Origin of the sequence: Nonlabens dokdonensis (assembly GCF_002162835.1) — a bacterium.
Lineage (GTDB): Bacteria > Bacteroidota > Bacteroidia > Flavobacteriales > Flavobacteriaceae > Nonlabens > Nonlabens dokdonensis_B.
Map to the genome: position 1 here is coordinate 1 of NZ_MAAX01000172.1, position 16,395 is coordinate 16,395.

The following is a 16,395-nucleotide window of genomic DNA, read 5'->3' on the forward strand; positions in this document are numbered from 1 at the left end:
GGTGACTGAGAGTGTATAGAAATATGCATTTGATTGGCATATTTTGTGTCGTCCGGAGCAATCACATAAGCAAAAACTGCAATTAGTGCGTAAAAAAGAATGATCATAAAGCTCAAAACGCCCCAAAAATTCTTTTTGAATTTTTGAAGCGCTAATGTGCTTAATGATGTGGACTTATGAGCCATTAATCTTTAAGGCTCCATTTGGTTTGGTTTGCATTTTTGATATTGTTCATGCGTAAATCTTTAAGAACATTTACCGCTTCTGAAACGTAGATGTCTTTTTTAAGGTTTTTAATCCATGCTTGACGTTTATCTCCTAAGGCGCTATCTGTTTTGACTAGATCTTTCTCATAAGAAAGCATATCAAAATTAAGGTCATTCTTATAATCAGATAAGGATTCAAACTTTTCAGTCTCTTTTTCTAGACGATCTAATCGAGCAGCATATGCCTCAAAATTAAGCGGAATCTCATTATCATCTCGTTGCTCGCTCAACCACTTTGCGTTATCATCTAAAAGTTTAAAGTTAGGATTTGCATCGATTCTTTCTTGGGCTTTTTCTATAGACTCTGCAAGGTTTGCATAGCCTTGAAATTTAGAATAATCTGCTTTTGGGATTTCATCATAAGGAAGTGGGAATTCTTCATCTCTTTCTCCTACATCTATATAACTGTACCTACTAGGTGTTACTACGTCACTTTTTACACCTTCTAGTTGTGTACTACCACCGTTAATTCTATAGAATTTTTGAGTAGTTAGTTTAATCGCACCTAAATCACCGAACTGATTATTGCGTACCCATTGATTCAAATCTTCAAAAACTTGAACGGTACCTTTTCCAAAGGTTTGTTTACTACCTATGATCACTGCGCGATCATAATCTTGTAAGGCAGCAGCGAGAATTTCACTGGCACTGGCACTGAATTCATTTACCATAATTACTAATGGTCCGTCCCATAAAATTTCACCACTATCGCTATCCTTCAATGTGCGAACTCTTTTATCTTTTAAGGCGACTTGTACTACCGGTCCTTCACCTACAAAAAGTCCTACCATTTCAATTACTTCTCTTAAAGAGCCACCACCGTTATTTCTCAAGTCTAATATTAAACCGTCCATTCCTTCGGTTTTTAGTCTTTTTATTTCTTGAGCAATATCATTTCCAGCAGCGCGGCCATTGGCATCTTCCATATCAAAATAGAATTTAGGGAGATTGATAAATCCAAACCTAAACTCATCATCTTGACCTATCAGAGATTTAGCAAATGTTTCTTCGATTTGCACTACATCTCTGGTGATCGTGATCTCTTCTATGCTACCATCTACTTTTTTAAGCGTAAGCTTTACATTAGTCCCTTTAGGACCTTTTATCAGTTCTACGGCATCGCTTATTCTCATTCCTACTATGGATGTAGCAATGGTATCTTTCTCTTGTGCTACTTTAAGTATTTTATCTCCTACCTCTATCAGCTCACTTTTCCATGCTGGACCACCAGAAATAATTTCTAGTACACTGATGTAATCCATTTTCTTTTGTAGACGTGCACCTATTCCTTCGAGTTTACCACTCATAGAGGTATCAAAACGATCTTTATTTTGTGGAGGGAAATAATTAGTATGTGGATCAAAGTGAGTTGTAATGGCATTCACAAATAAAGAGAAGTAATCAAGACGTTCTACATCTTCATTTAAGTCAAAGTTTTCAAGCATTGACTTTTTAATTTCTGCTCTAGCTTCTTTTTCTAATTCTTCTAGGCTTTTCTTTTCTCCTTCAAAGTTCTCGTCATTTTGCTCTTCGATCTTATCGTAATAAGTCCCAATTGCAGAAAGCTTCATCATCTTTCTCCAGTGGTCTTTGAGCTCATTTCTATTCTTAGAATAAGCGATTTTCTCATAATCAGTATTGATATTCTCATCAACAGTAAAATCAAATGGTATTTCAATAACTTCGGCAAAAATCTTTTGAGACTCCTTTTGTCTTTGCACAAGTCTATCGTAAGTAAGATTAAATAGATCTACTTTGCTATCTCGTATTTGATCATCGATAAGATATTCATAGGTTTTGAATTCTTCATAATCACTTTGTAGAAAATATCGTTTACCAGGATCTAAATCTTTTATGTAATTATTAAAAATATCCTGAGAGAAATCGTCAGTTAAATCTGCTGGTGAAAAGTGATTTCTTTTTAAAACATGAGAAATTAAGTTAACTAGTAACTGCTCTTTCTCTTTGTCTCCAGGATCTATGCTATTATTAGTGAAACTACAACTTGCAGTAGCCACGAGAAGTGTAAAAACTGCTAGAATAAAGTTGTTTTTAAGGAAATTCATAAGGATCTTCATTTGTCTTTTTCTATATAAGTAAAAACCGTGCCATTTTAAAGATGGTTAAAGTAAGGCAAGAATCTTATATGGTAAGGCTAATTTACTTAATTTTAACCACCTGAAAAATCTTATGGAAAATAAAAAGAAACCACTCATTCTAGTAACAAATGATGATGGTATTACCGCTAAAGGTATAAGAACGTTGATAAGTATCGCTAGAGACCTAGGTGATGTAGTTGTAGTCGCTCCAGATAAACCTCAAAGTGCTATGGGACATGCTATTACTATAAACGATACGCTTTATGTGAAAGAGTTCCTACAACATGAATATGATCACAAAGAATACACAACTAGTGGGACACCGGTAGATTGTGTAAAAATGGCCAGTCACGAAATTCTTAACCGCAAACCAGATTTATGTTTAAGTGGTATCAATCATGGTAGCAATAGCGCAATTAATGTCATCTATAGTGGTACGATGAGTGCCGCAATGGAAGCGGGAATAGAAGGTATTCCAGCGATAGGTTTTTCTCTCTGTGATTACAGTCACGATGCAGATTTTTCACAAGCTAGAAATTACGTAAAACAAATTATTGAACAGGTTTTAAAAAATGGAATGGCTAAAGGAGTGATTTTTAATGTCAATATTCCTAAAGCCACAAAAGAAGAAATTAAAGGCGTGAAGATCTGTAGGCAAGCAAATGCGTATTGGGTAGAAGAATTTGACAAACGTACCAATCCTTATGGAAAGGATTATTACTGGCTTACTGGTAAATTTGTTAATGATGACAAAGGAGAAGACACAGATGAATGGGCACTAGCACATAACTATATCTCAATAGTGCCTACTCAATTTGATCTCACAGCTCATCATTTTATAGGCGAATTAAATACTTGGAATTTTGGGAACTAAAATTTTTAAAGGATTTATACTAGGACTCCTGGCAAATGCTATGGGAACCTATCTTTATATAATTCTATTTACTGCTTATGAATTTGAAGATGCTATTAGAAGCGGTTTTCAAGAAGGCTTTTTGGGAAAACTTATCGTACTAGGAGCAGTTTTCAATTTGGTTTTATTTTTCTTTTTTCTCACTGGCAAGCTGGGCAATTTTATAAAACCTATTCAACATTACGAGGCTAGAGGCGTACTTATGGCAACTATAGTTGCTGCAATCGCAGGATTCATTTTTAATTTTATGGTATGAAGTACTATCTGATTGCTGGTGAAGCTAGTGGTGACCTTCACGGTTCATTATTAATGAAAGAGCTTAGGAAGAAGGACGCAAATGCTCAATTTAGATATTGGGGTGGCGATTTAATGCAACAGCAAGGCGGTACTCTTGTGAAGCATTACAAAGAACTTGCTTTCATGGGTTTTGTTGAGGTTTTGAGCAATCTCAAAACTATTCTCAAAAATATAGGTAATTGCAAAAAAGACATCAAGTCGTTTGATCCTGATGTAATCATTTACATAGACTATCCAGGTTTTAATTTCCGGATCATGAAATGGGCGCGCATAGAAGGATATCGCAACCACTATTACATATCACCTCAAATTTGGGCATGGAAAGAAGGTCGCATCAAGGACATAAAGAGAGATGTAGATGAGATGTATGTGATTTTACCTTTTGAAAAGGACTTTTATGAGCAAAAACATCAGTTTCCGGTTCATTTTGTCGGGCATCCATTAATTGATGCTATTTCTCAAAGACCACCAGTAGATCACGTAGCGTTTTTAAAAGAATACAATCTCGATGATAGACCATTAATCGCTTTGTTACCTGGAAGTCGCAAGCAAGAAATAAAAAAAATGCTGGCGGTCATGTTAAAGATGGTAGTTCAGTATCCAGATTATCAATTTATAATCGCAGGAGCACCTGGTCAGGAGGCGTCATTTTATAGTTCTTATTTAAAAAACTATCCGGTGACATTGGTCATGAATCGCACATATGATTTAATGAGCTTGTGCCATGCTGCATTAGTTACTTCAGGAACTGCTACTTTAGAAACTGCCTTGTTTAAAGTTCCTCAAGTGGTTTGTTATAAAGGTAGTTCTATCAGTTATCAAATTGCAAAACGTGTCGTGAAATTAGACTACATCTCGCTGGTAAACTTAATTATGGATCAACCAGTGGTAACTGAGTTGATTCAGAATGATTTCAATGTTCAAAAATTAAAACAAGAACTAGACCTCATCTTAAACTCAACACAGCGCAACCGTATTTTTGCAAATTACTATGATTTAGAAAAAAAACTAGGCGGTCTTGGTGCCAGTGAGAATACAGCAAGTCTTATTTATAAAGCTATTCAAAATTAGAATGAAGTTATTAGAACGCTTACTCTTTAGTTATAAATACGGGAGAGGTTTTTTAAAGTTCCGCTTTCGCGAAAGCGAGACCATACTACCTCACAAGACATATCTTAATTCTTCAAAAAAAATTATTTTACTTACATTGTTTTCTTCAATTACACTAAGTATTACTTCCTGTGGTAGTTCAAAGCCACGCGTTGTCACTACCAAAAAAGAAGCAGCTCGTATGGAAGGAAGAACAATGAAGAGTCCTGCAACTGGAAATGATAGTAGAGTCAAACCAAGAAAACCTGATGAAGAAGAGACTGAAGATAATGAGGTAAAACCTTATGCTAGAAGTACCGATTTAATTGATGAGGTAGTGGAAAATGCAATGGACTATAAAGGTGTGAGATACCGTTATGGTGGTACAACTAGAAAAGGAATGGACTGCAGCGGGCTCATAGGAGTCGCTTTTGAAGAAGCTGGTAAAACGATACCGCGCACTAGTCGTGCTCTATATGCACAGGCTGATAATATCAGATTAGATGAAGTGCGTAAAGGAGATTTTTTATTCTTTGCCACAGGTAAAAACAAACGACAAGTAAATCATGTGGCACTAATAACAAGAGTTACACCTGCCGAAATTGAATTTATTCATTCAACTACCTCTAGAGGTGTAATTACTTCTACCTTAAATGAAGCTTACTGGCTCAATGCTTTTTTAAGAGCAGGAAGGATTGATTAAGAATTTGAACTCGAACACGAATTTGAATTGTGACTGGTCAAGAAGTTGTAGAGCGGCTTCGTTTTAAACCAATCACAATGTTTTAAAAATAGATTACTTCGATAAATCAACATCAACTTAAGTTGAAAGCTTTTAATCATTGTTTCTCATTAATCGAAAATAAATTTTATCTCAAAGTTTTTATTTCTTATTTCCTAAGGGCAGAATTAATTCTGCCCTTAGGAATGGGATAACGGTCTTTGTAATCTACAAAAGTTTTAAAAACGAAACCCTTCGTTAATTATAACTATAACAATTTGAAATTTGCAACTTCCGCTTTGAATTATTATTAAATAGTGATAATCAATTAGCTAAGATGGATTATATTTAAACATGCGCTGGCTAGACTATCCATTTTATAGAATTTTATTCTTCCTAGTCGTTGGAATTATATTTCAACATCAGTTAGAAATGGATGATTCTCTTTTTTTAGTTTGTACTTTGATTTGCTTTAGCGTCATAGCGATTATCATCGTGCTCTCTAAATTTATCCGTTTACCTAAATTCATTTTTGCCACTTCTACCTATATATTTTTCTTTAGTCTTGGAGCTTTGCTATTCTCAAATAAAAATGGATTATCAAACGATCACTTTATTCATAAACAAGTTCAAGGTCAAGATCATGTTTTACAACTTAAATTAAAGCAGCGATTAGCACCTAATAAGTTTAACGATAGGTTTTATGCTGAGGTGATAGCTCTAGATCAACAGCAAGTTTCTGGAAATACGTTGGTTTTATTCAAAAGATCTGACAGTCTGGATTTTCAAGTAGGCGATAGACTCACAGTTTATGATGACGTGAATCTTCCTGCTTTTGAACGTAATCCAGGTGATTTTGATTATAAAAAGTATTTGAAATCCATTGATGTATATGGTCAGATTTATGTGGACACGCCTAAGATCTTAAGTTATGAAAACGGTTCTCAAGAATTAGGAGTTTTATTGAGATTGAGAACTACTATTTTAGAAAAATTAGAGGCTTCTGGTTTGAATGATAATCCGCGTGGTGTGATTGAAGCTCTCGTTCTTGGGCAACGGCAAAATGTAGATCCAGAAGTTACCAAAAGCTTTAGAGATGCTGGTGTGATTCATATTCTTGCGTTAAGTGGCTTACACGTCGGGATTATTCTATTAATTCTAAGAGTTCTTACTAAACGCATCCTAAGAATGAAATATGGTAGGTGGATTCAAAGTGTTGTACTTATATTTCTTTTATGGTCATTTGCATTATTAACTGGTATGTCTCCATCAATTATGCGAGCGGTCACTATGTTTTCTTTTGTTGCGATAGGATTAAATTTAAAACGCAAAGGCTCTGTTTATCATAGTTTGACTTTGTCTGCTTTTGTACTATTGCTATTTGATCCTAGAATATTGTTTCAAGTAGGTTTTCAGCTCAGTTATATGGCGGTGTTTTCCATAGTTCTTATTCAGCCAGTTCTTGCTGGATTATGGCCATGGCGCAATAAGGTAAAAGACTTTTTTTGGAACATATTTACGGTCACTGTTGCAGCGCAAATAGGAGTTGCTGGAATAAGCTTGTTTTATTTTAATCAATTTCCAGGTTTGTTTATTCTAGGTAATATGTTGTTATTGCCAGTTTTGCCATTTATAATTGGAGCAGCTTTACTTTTAATATTCTTGTTATTATTAGGTATTCCTACAGACTGGTTGACAACTGTTTTAAATGCAGTTTTAGAATTTATTATTGAAACAGTGGCAAGAATAAGTTCTTTTGAAACGTTTATTGTTAAAGACGTTCATCTTACTTTTTGGAAAACTGCGTTGATTTATGTCGCCTTATTTAGCTTTGTACTTTTCTTATTGCCCTATTTTAAGCGAAGTAAAAGAGAACGTTTTTACCTCAAAAAACCCAACTGGATGTTGCATTTGAGTTTACTGTCCTTAGTGGTTTTGTTTGGTTTGAAAAGCTATGAAAAGCTAAATACTGATAAAGATTCTTTTTTGGTACTGCATCAAGCTACAGGAAGTGCGGTTAGTTTAAGTAATCAAGATCAAGCTACCTTATTTACAGATTTACACGTTATGGATTCTTTGCGAGCGTTAAACAGTCTAGAACGATTAAAAGCCATAGAAACTCACAGAGATAAAGATTTATCTTTAGTTAGTTTGAAAAACCTAATTCAATATAAGAACAACCGGTTATTAGTAATAGATGAAAACGGTTTATACGATATATCAATCAAGAATGCGACTGTTCTACTTTCCCATTCACCTAAAATAAATCTCGAGCGATTGATTCTAGAAACTCAACCTAAACGCATTATAGCAGATGGTTCTAATTACCGAAATGTGGTAGAAAGTTGGAAAATTACTTGCAATAAAATGGGCGTTGAGCTGCTCAATACCTATGAAGTAGGAGCAGTGGAGTTAATGATGGCAAATGATTGATTGGTATAATCTACCTATTCAAAACTAATATCTTTAGGTTTCATTATTTTAAAAACCTTCGTTTGTAAGGATATCTAATATCGACGATTAATTTTAAGATCGTAAAACCTAACCGGCCAAAACTCGCTAGCGCTGCTTTTGCCCACTTTTCCTTTTTTAAGAAAAGGAGCTCGTTAGAATTTGTTATTTGGAAAAGCTCTTTTGGGTTTACTCGCCCTGCAATTTATATTCAAAATTACGCTGGTAATCGCTCCATTTTTGACCAGTGTTGATGGATTTATAGGTTTCATCGGACAGCATGGTGATGTAAATTTCTAGTTTTTTAGCATCTAATTTTCCAGCTACTGGATTGATAATTGTTCCTTTTTCATCAAAGAAGACTAAAGTAGGATATTCAAATATCTTGATAAACTCAGCAAACTGATGTTGTGCACGATCGTTTCTTTTCTTGAATGGGTTTGCATAGGTCGCTCCTTTATAGTTGATGATTTCTGTACCTTCTGCATTGAAACTTACGGGATAGTAGTTCTCATTGATAAACTTTGCTATGTCCGCTTTCGCGAAAGCGTACTTATCCATCCATTTACAGTTAGGACACCAGTCTGTATAGGACTTCATTAAGATTTTGCGAGGTTCTTTTTTCTGGGCTGCAAGAGCTTCATTCATGGTCATCCAGTTCACTTGAGAAAAACCAAGTGCCGAAAACAATAGAAAAATAATAGGGAATAATTTCATGTTGCTAATTTACAAAATCATAAAAGCAAAAAACGCACCGTAATGGTGCGTTTTATGTTAAAATATATAAATGAATTTTTATCTTATTCCGTGCATCATTTTCACAAGGAGTTTACTTATAGCAAGCATGATAATTCCTGCGGCTATAGGAATGATGGTAAAGATCATAAAGAAGGTTGCCATTCCATAATCCTCAACTATAGGATCAATATATCTACCAGTTAGTCCAGCTGCAGTATTTGCAATAAAGTTTGCTACAAACCAAATTCCAAACATGAGCCCAACAAGTTTTGCAGGTGATAATTTACTTACATAAGAAAGTCCTACTGGCGAAACACATAGTTCTCCTAGAGTATGAAATAAATAGGCAAGGATTAGGAAAATCATACTTACAGATGCTGTTTTAGCTCCTAGAGGTATTCCCATAGATCCAAAAGCTAAAATACCAAAACCAGTTCCTAAAAGAATAAGCCCTATTGCAAACTTCACAGGACCTGATGGATTATACTTTGATTCCCAAATTTTTGAAAAGATAGGAGCAAAGGCAATTATAAAGAAAGAGTTAAGTATTCCAAACCAAGATGCTGGTACTTCTGGTGCAGGATCAGTAAACTGTCGGTACAACATCCAGATTACTATAGCCCAAATAACAACAAATCCTAATCCAAGAAGGATATTTGAAAGAGCATACTTTGAATATGTTTGTCTAAATAACATTCCTAGAACCCAAGTTATGATGATCATTGGTATTACGGTTAACAGCGTATTGAACACCTTAAATATGAGTCCACCATCACCTTCAAGAACTCTATCAGTATAATCTGCTGCAAAAATGGTCATCGATCCACCAGCTTGTTCAAACGCCCACCAAAAGAATATAGTGAAGAATGCCAAAACTCCTATAACAATTAATCTGTCAGAAGTTACTTTGGATTTTTTTGCTTCATCAATAGTTGCTTCAACAGCATCCTCAACATCTTCAAATGCATCTTCCATTGCATCATCAAAGTCTTCAGATTCTTTAGGAGATAATCCTATTTTACCAAAAATGTCTTGTGCAAAATAAAATTGTAACATTCCTATAAACATAAAGATTCCAGCAAGTCCAAAACCATAATGCCATCCTACTGATTCTCCTATGTAGCCACACAACAATATGCCTAAGAAGGCACCTGCGTTGATACCCATATAAAATATGGTATATCCAGCGTCTTTTTCTTTGTCTTCTGTTTTATAAAGTTTTCCAACCATTGAAGAAATGTTAGGTTTAAACATTCCATTTCCGATGATTAATAGAACTAATCCTAAATAGAAGAACGTTCCAGTTAGACCTTCTAGAGCCATAGATGCATGACCCAATGTCATTAATACAGCTCCTATAACAACTGCTTTTCGATATCCAGTAATTTTATCGGCTATTAACCCACCAAAAATGGGAGTTACATAAACTAATCCAGTATAAAAAGCGTACAAGGTTAAAGCGTCTGCTCTATCCCAGCCCCATCCTTCATCAAATACAGAGGCTACTAAGAAAAGTACAAGTAATGCACGCATTCCGTAATAGGAAAAACGTTCCCACATTTCTGTAAAGAAAAGAACAAAAAGTCCTGATGGATGGCCGAGTACGGTCTTCTGGTTCGTTATAGAACCACCAAATTTATATTCCATAATTTAAGTTTAGTATTTCAGATTAGTTGATTGTAATTATTATAAATTTTCTTTGATGAAACTGGTCATCTTATTGTATAAATGGATTCTAGTGTTTCCACCGTAGATGCCATGGTTTTTATCTGGATAAATTGCCCAGTCAAATTGCTTGTTTGCCTGTACCAGCGCTTCTACCATTCTCATGGTGTTTTGTACGTGTACGTTATCGTCTGCACTACCATGAACGAGTAAATATTTTCCTTTTAATTTATCTACATGATTGATAGGGCTGTTTTCATCATAGCCACTTGCATTTTCTTGTGGAGTAGTCATGTAACGCTCTGTATAAATGGAATCATAAAATCTCCACGAGGTTACTGGTGCAACTGCAATGGCCATACTAAAGGTATCATTTCCTTGAAGTAAACAGTTAGAACTCATAAAACCACCATAGCTCCAGCCCCAAATCCCTACACGATTTGCATCGATGTAATTCATCTCTCCAAGTTTTCTTGCAGCGGCGATTTGATCTTCTACTTCATATTTACCTAGTTCTTTTTGCGTTACTTTTTTAAAGTCGGCACCTTTATAACCAGTACCTCTTCCATCAACACAAACAACTACATAACCTTGATTAGCTAGCATACTGTACCAGAAGTCATTTGCACCATACCAGCTATTTGCCACAGATTGTGATCCTGGACCGCTGTATTGCGTCATGAATAATGGATATTCTTTATTAGGATCAAAGTCGTTCGGTTTCATAGTCCACATATTCAAATCATTTCCATTAATATTGATCGTAGAAAATTCTTTTTGAGCAACTTGGTAATCATTAAGCTTTAATTTAAGATCATTATTGTTCTTGATCTCGCGAACTGTTTTTCCATCTTTTGCATTGTTTAAGGTATAAACTGGTGGAGTAGTTGCATTTGAGAATGTATTGATGTAGTAAGTAAAGTTTTTACTGAAAGATGCACGGTTGGTGCCTACTTGAGAAGATAGTTTTTTCTTCTTTTTCGCTTTAAGCGATATAGAATAAATACCACGATTTATAGAACCATCTTCTGTACTTTGATAATAGATGCGTTTTGATTTCTGGTCATAACCGTAGTAAGAAGTCACATCCCAATTTCCTTTGGTAATCTGGCGCTTTTCTTCTCCGTTTGCATCGTATAAATAAATGTGTCTCCAGTTGTCTTTTTCACTAGTCCATAAGAAACTACCATCTTCTAGAAAAGTAAGATCATCAGTCACATCTACATAAGCTGTATCAGTTTCTGTAAATGCAACACTAGCTTTACCATCAGGATTTACATAAAAAAAGTTCAATACATTTTGATGTCTATTAAGTAATTGAGCCGCTAGTTTACCGTTAGGAGAATATTTAATACGTGCAATATAAAACTCTTCATTTCTTCCCATAGAAACTTCTTTCCTACTGCCTGTTGCAAGAGTAAAAAGATGAAGCGCTACTACAGCATTTTTCTCACCAGCTTTTGGATATTTAAAAACATAAGGCTTTTGATATAACTCATTTCCATAAACATCCATAGAGAATTCAGGAACTTCACTCTCGTCAAAAGATATAAAAGCTATTTGCTCGCTGTTAGGGCTCCATTCGTAAGCCTTTACAAAGGCAAACTCTTCTTCATAAACCCAATCCGTAACACCATTAATTAATTTGTTGTTGATTCCATCAGTGGTTGCTTGCACTACAGCGCCAGACTCTAAGTCTTTATAATACAGGTTGTTTTCAAAAACGTAAGCGACCTTTTTACCATCCGGCGAGAAAGAAGGACTTCTCACTAGATCGTCACTTAACAAAGTCAGTTTATTAGTTTCAAGATCTAAGATGTGCACTTTATCATAAGAACTACGTCTGAAGATTTGATTACTTTCAGAAATAATCATCATTTGTGACTCGTCATCACTTAAGATATAGTCGCGAATAGTAATTCCTAAGTCGCTACTGTTTACAAGTGTCTCTGTTTTTTCGCCAGTTTTGTAGCTGTATTTATCTATAGTTTGGGTGCGATCTCGGTTATAATTGAGAATTAAATATTCTGTCCCATTGTTTAAAGAAGCGAGAGATTGAAGACCTTGTGTGCGAAACTCGCCTCTATAAATATCTTCAACTGTTATGTTTTTTTGTGCGGTAAGACTTTGACTTATAAATACAAAAGCCAATAAAATCATGCAATTTTTGATCATTCCTTAGTTTTAATTAAGTGTGACCTCAATTTTACTAAAAAAATACCAATAAAGCTACGGTTTATAAAGATTCCTTGAATTGTTGTTATGCTTTAGATTTATAGATGTGTTTCAGATTAAGTAAGAAAAAACTTGTTTATTTACTTTACTTTACTTTACTTTACTTGTACTCATATTAACTAAAAAACTTTTTTATTATGAGAAAAATTTTGTTTTCCGCTTTTTTAATTGCGGGATTTGCTCTGAATGCAAATGCAACTAAGTTAGAATGTGTTAAATCTAATTTGATGATTGAATTAGATGAAGAATCATGTGAGGAATATGCTGATAGAGCATCATCTGCGGAAATAGATTCTATGCCAATTTTACAACAAATATTTATGACGGATTTTGAAAGAGGTAGAATTTACGGATTTTACATTGGATTTTGTGAAGCTGCTGGTGGTGCAGATAATACTTTAGATCCTGTGATAATAGGAGGTTAAACTAATTTTTAATGTTCCATATTAATCTTAAAAGGTTAATATGGAACTTTCAATTTAAGCCATGAAATATCTTTTTTCAATATATTTTTTTCTTTTTTCTTTTACTTCTTTAGCTCAAGGAAGTGTCAGAGTAGAGTATATGCAAACTAATTTTATTAACGGAGAAATGAAAACTCTGAAAAACACAGTTTTTGAACTGGTAGGAAATGATAATTTTTCTTATTTTAATTGTAAAAAGATACCTTCCAATAGAGATGATCTAAAATATACCATTTTAATGAGTAGTAATGAGCCTTATTATACAGATTTGAAAGAAAACACCGTGTTAGCCGAAATCAGTATTAATAAAAAATATCTTTACAATCTTAAGCATCCTGGTAAGTTGTCTGTAACTAAAGATACCATCACGATTTCGGGAATTAAGTGTCGTAAAGCTATTCTAGTTCAAAAAAAATATAGCGAAAAATATAAAAAAACCTTCGAACGAATTATTACATTGTGGTATGCGGAGGATATTCCATTACCTTTTGGTCCCTTGGGATATTTTGGACTCCCAGGTTTAATTCTAAAAGTACATATTCCATATAAAGGCGAAATGATTGCGAAGAAAGTGTTTATTAATAATGAAGATAAGCATATTCCTAAATTTGCTCCGAAGGATCTTGAAATAATAACTGATGAAGAGTTAAAAAAAATAAGTGATTTTTGAAATTGAGAAAACTTCATTTATTTTTATTTCTATTATCAATACAATGTTTTTCACAGCAATTTAAGTTTTCAGGTTCAGTAATTGACAAAGCATCTGGTGAAAAAATATCTAACGCACTTGTAGTTTTAACAGAACTTACTGAAAATCAATTAGTAAGTTTTGTTTTTACAAATAATCAAGGATTATTTGTAAAAGAATTAGAGAATAAAAAGTATATGGTTGAGATCAAGCATCTTGGTCATATTACCGTTATCGATTCAGTATTAGTTGATAGAAATATTCAGAGATCATTCCATTTAAATAGAAAAACTGAAGTGCTAGATCAAATTTTTTTGATAACAGAATCTCGATTCAATGTAAAAAAAGATTCCGTTATTTATAATGTTGATTATTATAGAACGGGACAAGAAAAAAAACTCAAAGATATTCTTAAAAAACTTCCAGGACTGGAAGTAGATAGAAATGGTAATGTTACTTCAAACGGTAAATCTGTAAAACGCTTGCTGGTAGAAGGCAAAGCATTTTTTACAGGAGATGAAAAGTTAGGAGTTAATAATATCCCTGCTGACGCAGTAGATGAGGTGCAACTACTCGATAATTATAGTGAAGTTGCCATGCTCAAACAGTTTGAAGACACAGATGAGCTGGTCATGAATATTAAACTTAAAGAAGATAAAAAGCGTTTTGTCTTCGGTGATGTTACCGCAGGCGCGGGCTATAAAGAACGTTATAAAATAAATCCTGCGTTATTCTATTATAGTCCAGAATATGCTGCAAACTTTATTGGAGATTTGAACAATAATGGAGTTAAATCATTTACTTCAAAAGATTACATTGATTTTAATGGTGGGATTCTTAATATTTCACCTACAGAGTATTTTAAATTGAATTCAGACCAGTTTGCACAATTTCTTAACAATCGAGACTTTACAAATTCCGTAGATCGTTTTGGTGCTGGTAGTTATAGAAAAAGTTGGAAAAAATCAGATTTAAGTGGTTACGTGATTTTTAATGATGCAAATATTTCCACAGCTAGTCAAACGATAAACGAATATCAGACAGACACTCCATTTAAAGAAAATAGGCAAAGTAATGGAGAGCAAGATGGCAGGTTCTTAATTGCCAAGGTAGATTTAAAAAATCAACCAAGTAAAACTAAAGATTTAAGAATTAATTCACTCATCAAATTTAATAACGCCACAGACTTTGATCGATTAGTTTCTCAAAGTACGGTTCAAAATACTTTTTTAGAAAGTGATTCAGAGATCCAAAGTTTCTCTAGTTCTACAAACTTATTATATACCTCAGAAATTAATAAAAAACACACTTATAGTATTCAAGCAAATGTAGATGTTCAAGATAATACTTCTAACTATTTGTGGAATACAGACCGTTTGATTTTGAGCGGTTTAATTCCATTAGAACAAGACGATCAAGTAGAGATCGTTCAAGATCTAAAGAATTCCAATTTTAATATAGGCAGTACACTTAAACATTATTATAAAATTTCTTCAAATACGCAACTACAATCATCACTGACAGGTAATTACTTGCCGAACACATTAGAAACAACATCTTTTCAATTACGAGATGATACTTCTACAAACTCCTTTAATCCATCTGGTTTTGACGTAGATTTAAATTATAATGTTTTTAGAAGTATTCTGGGAACAGAGTTAAGGACGGAGCAAGGTAAATTTACTTTTAAACCAAGTTTGTTGTTTCAATATTTTAATCAACAAATTGATCAAACAGATCAAGTAAATAGATCACAATGGTTTTTTGCACCTAAGTTGCGAGTTCAATATGACATCACAAATTCAGAGCGATTGTATTTTAACTTTAATAGAAATATTTCTGTTCCCAATAGTCAACAATTAGTAGATCGATTGTTTCTTTCCAGTTTCAACGCGGTTACCTCTGGTAATCCACAATTAGATTATAGAATTTCAGAGCGCTATAGTTTGCGGTACAGCAAGTTTAATTTATACAAAGGTTTATCTCTTAACGCAGGATTATCCTATAACAACCAGATTCAGGGGATAAAATCAACAACGGTGTTGCAAGGTATTGATCAGATTAGAAATTACATCGACTTTGGTCTGGATGAGAAATCGTTAAATGCTAATTTTTCTATTAATAAGACCTTAGGAAATATTAAATATGGCTTCAATTCTTCACACAGATTCAGTAATTATTATCAAATTCTTAATGAAGAGATCAATGAGAATAAGACTCAAAATACCAGTATAGGTTTAACTATTAAAACGCTTTTTGATCAACTTCCTACCTTATCATTATCTTATCAAAAGACTTTTAATAATTATGATACTTCTATAAATACTATAAACACTTTCCAAGATCGCTTTGCTGCAAATCTAGATTATGAATTTTTAAATGATTTTGTATTTGAATTTTCTTATAATTTAAATTTATATAAAAATGAAAGTATAGGAGTGGATAATCAATTTGATGACTCCTTTTTCAGCCTAAGTTATGATCCAGAAAACACGCCTTGGACTTATAAATTAACAGGTACTAACTTATTTGACAATCGATTCAGACAAGTAAATTCATTTAATGATTTCTTAATCACAGATCGTCAAACATTTTTACAACCACGCATTGTCATGTTTGAACTATCTTATAAGTTATAGACCTTATCTTTGCCGCTCAATTTTTACACCTATGCAACCTGTAACTGGATTCTCAAAACTTTCTAAGTCTGAAAAGATAGATTGGCTAGTTTCTAATCATTTGAATAATGATGTTACTGCAAAGAAAACC

Annotated in this window: 12 protein-coding genes and 1 pseudogene; 8 read left to right on the forward strand and 5 right to left on the reverse strand. The window is 33.7% G+C overall.

What is annotated here, in order from left to right:
* Positions 1–185 (reverse strand): annotated as a pseudogene (locus A9Q93_RS11115) (ABC transporter permease); the annotation flags it as partial.
* Entirely contained in the window at positions 185–2,332 is a 2,148-nt protein-coding gene (locus A9Q93_RS11120; RefSeq protein WP_303687478.1) for a carboxy terminal-processing peptidase, read from the reverse strand. The pseudogene A9Q93_RS11115 and the gene A9Q93_RS11120, both read right to left, overlap by 1 nt.
* A gap of 124 nt (positions 2,333–2,456) precedes the next feature.
* On the opposite strand from A9Q93_RS11120, the gene surE reads away from it, so the two are divergent.
* The 5 genes from surE to A9Q93_RS11145 all read left to right on the forward strand — a co-directional run bounded on the left by surE (position 2,457) and on the right by A9Q93_RS11145 (position 7,818).
* Positions 2,457–3,239, forward strand: coding sequence for a 5'/3'-nucleotidase SurE (gene surE, locus A9Q93_RS11125; protein WP_303687479.1), 783 nt, complete (start codon positions 2,457–2,459; stop codon positions 3,237–3,239).
* Positions 3,229–3,534 carry a hypothetical protein gene (locus A9Q93_RS11130; RefSeq protein ID WP_303687480.1) on the forward strand — a complete coding sequence of 102 codons (306 nt, stop codon included), beginning with the start codon at positions 3,229–3,231 and terminating at the stop codon, positions 3,532–3,534. The genes surE and A9Q93_RS11130 overlap by 11 nt, the downstream gene beginning before the upstream one ends.
* Positions 3,531–4,646 (forward strand): lipid-A-disaccharide synthase, encoded by a 1,116-nt coding sequence (gene lpxB / locus A9Q93_RS11135; protein WP_303687481.1) that lies wholly within the window; start codon positions 3,531–3,533, stop codon positions 4,644–4,646. The genes A9Q93_RS11130 and lpxB overlap by 4 nt, the downstream gene beginning before the upstream one ends.
* Before the next feature lies 1 nt (position 4,647).
* Positions 4,648–5,367, forward strand: coding sequence for a C40 family peptidase (locus A9Q93_RS11140; protein ID WP_303687482.1), 720 nt, complete (start codon positions 4,648–4,650; stop codon positions 5,365–5,367).
* Positions 5,368–5,739: 372 nt separating this feature from the next.
* Positions 5,740–7,818, forward strand: coding sequence for a ComEC/Rec2 family competence protein (locus A9Q93_RS11145; protein WP_303687483.1), 2,079 nt, complete (start codon positions 5,740–5,742; stop codon positions 7,816–7,818).
* A 207-nt stretch (positions 7,819–8,025) separates the two neighbouring features.
* Here the strand turns inward: A9Q93_RS11145 and A9Q93_RS11150 are convergent, their stop codons facing one another.
* The 3 genes from A9Q93_RS11150 to A9Q93_RS11160 form a co-directional block, all read right to left on the reverse strand.
* Positions 8,026–8,553 (reverse strand): thioredoxin fold domain-containing protein, encoded by a 528-nt coding sequence (locus A9Q93_RS11150; RefSeq protein ID WP_303687484.1) that lies wholly within the window; start codon positions 8,551–8,553, stop codon positions 8,026–8,028.
* A 78-nt stretch (positions 8,554–8,631) separates the two neighbouring features.
* A complete protein-coding gene (locus A9Q93_RS11155; protein WP_303687485.1) occupies positions 8,632–10,221 on the reverse strand; it encodes a peptide MFS transporter in 1,590 nt (529 codons plus the stop codon).
* Between the two features lie 39 nt (positions 10,222–10,260).
* Positions 10,261–12,414, reverse strand: coding sequence for a S9 family peptidase (locus A9Q93_RS11160; RefSeq protein ID WP_303687486.1), 2,154 nt, complete (start codon positions 12,412–12,414; stop codon positions 10,261–10,263).
* A gap of 197 nt (positions 12,415–12,611) precedes the next feature.
* Between A9Q93_RS11160 and A9Q93_RS11165 the strand changes: the two genes are divergently transcribed.
* The 3 genes from A9Q93_RS11165 to A9Q93_RS11175 all read left to right on the forward strand — a co-directional run bounded on the left by A9Q93_RS11165 (position 12,612) and on the right by A9Q93_RS11175 (position 16,265).
* Positions 12,612–12,899, forward strand: coding sequence for a hypothetical protein (locus A9Q93_RS11165; RefSeq protein ID WP_303687487.1), 288 nt, complete (start codon positions 12,612–12,614; stop codon positions 12,897–12,899).
* A 61-nt stretch (positions 12,900–12,960) separates the two neighbouring features.
* Positions 12,961–13,608 (forward strand): GLPGLI family protein, encoded by a 648-nt coding sequence (locus A9Q93_RS11170; RefSeq protein ID WP_303687488.1) that lies wholly within the window; start codon positions 12,961–12,963, stop codon positions 13,606–13,608.
* Positions 13,605–16,265 carry an outer membrane beta-barrel protein gene (locus A9Q93_RS11175; protein ID WP_303687489.1) on the forward strand — a complete coding sequence of 887 codons (2,661 nt, stop codon included), beginning with the start codon at positions 13,605–13,607 and terminating at the stop codon, positions 16,263–16,265. Before A9Q93_RS11170 ends, A9Q93_RS11175 begins: the two co-directional genes overlap by 4 nt.
* The last annotated feature ends 130 nt before the right edge of the window (positions 16,266–16,395 follow it).

What these genes read in the sequence shown, in the direction of transcription:
- A9Q93_RS11120 (WP_303687478.1), bottom strand. Translation starts at nt 2,332, where the DNA reads ATGAATTTCCTTAAAAACAACTTTATTCTAGCAGTTTTTACACTTCTC.
- surE (WP_303687479.1), top strand. Translation starts at nt 2,457, where the DNA reads ATGGAAAATAAAAAGAAACCACTCATTCTAGTAACAAATGATGATGGT.
- lpxB (WP_303687481.1), top strand. Translation starts at nt 3,531, where the DNA reads ATGAAGTACTATCTGATTGCTGGTGAAGCTAGTGGTGACCTTCACGGT.
- A9Q93_RS11140 (WP_303687482.1), top strand. Translation starts at nt 4,648, where the DNA reads ATGAAGTTATTAGAACGCTTACTCTTTAGTTATAAATACGGGAGAGGT.
- A9Q93_RS11145 (WP_303687483.1), top strand. Translation starts at nt 5,740, where the DNA reads ATGCGCTGGCTAGACTATCCATTTTATAGAATTTTATTCTTCCTAGTC.
- A9Q93_RS11150 (WP_303687484.1), bottom strand. Translation starts at nt 8,553, where the DNA reads ATGAAATTATTCCCTATTATTTTTCTATTGTTTTCGGCACTTGGTTTT.
- A9Q93_RS11155 (WP_303687485.1), bottom strand. Translation starts at nt 10,221, where the DNA reads ATGGAATATAAATTTGGTGGTTCTATAACGAACCAGAAGACCGTACTC.
- A9Q93_RS11160 (WP_303687486.1), bottom strand. Translation starts at nt 12,414, where the DNA reads ATGATCAAAAATTGCATGATTTTATTGGCTTTTGTATTTATAAGTCAA.
- A9Q93_RS11165 (WP_303687487.1), top strand. Translation starts at nt 12,612, where the DNA reads ATGAGAAAAATTTTGTTTTCCGCTTTTTTAATTGCGGGATTTGCTCTG.
- A9Q93_RS11170 (WP_303687488.1), top strand. Translation starts at nt 12,961, where the DNA reads ATGAAATATCTTTTTTCAATATATTTTTTTCTTTTTTCTTTTACTTCT.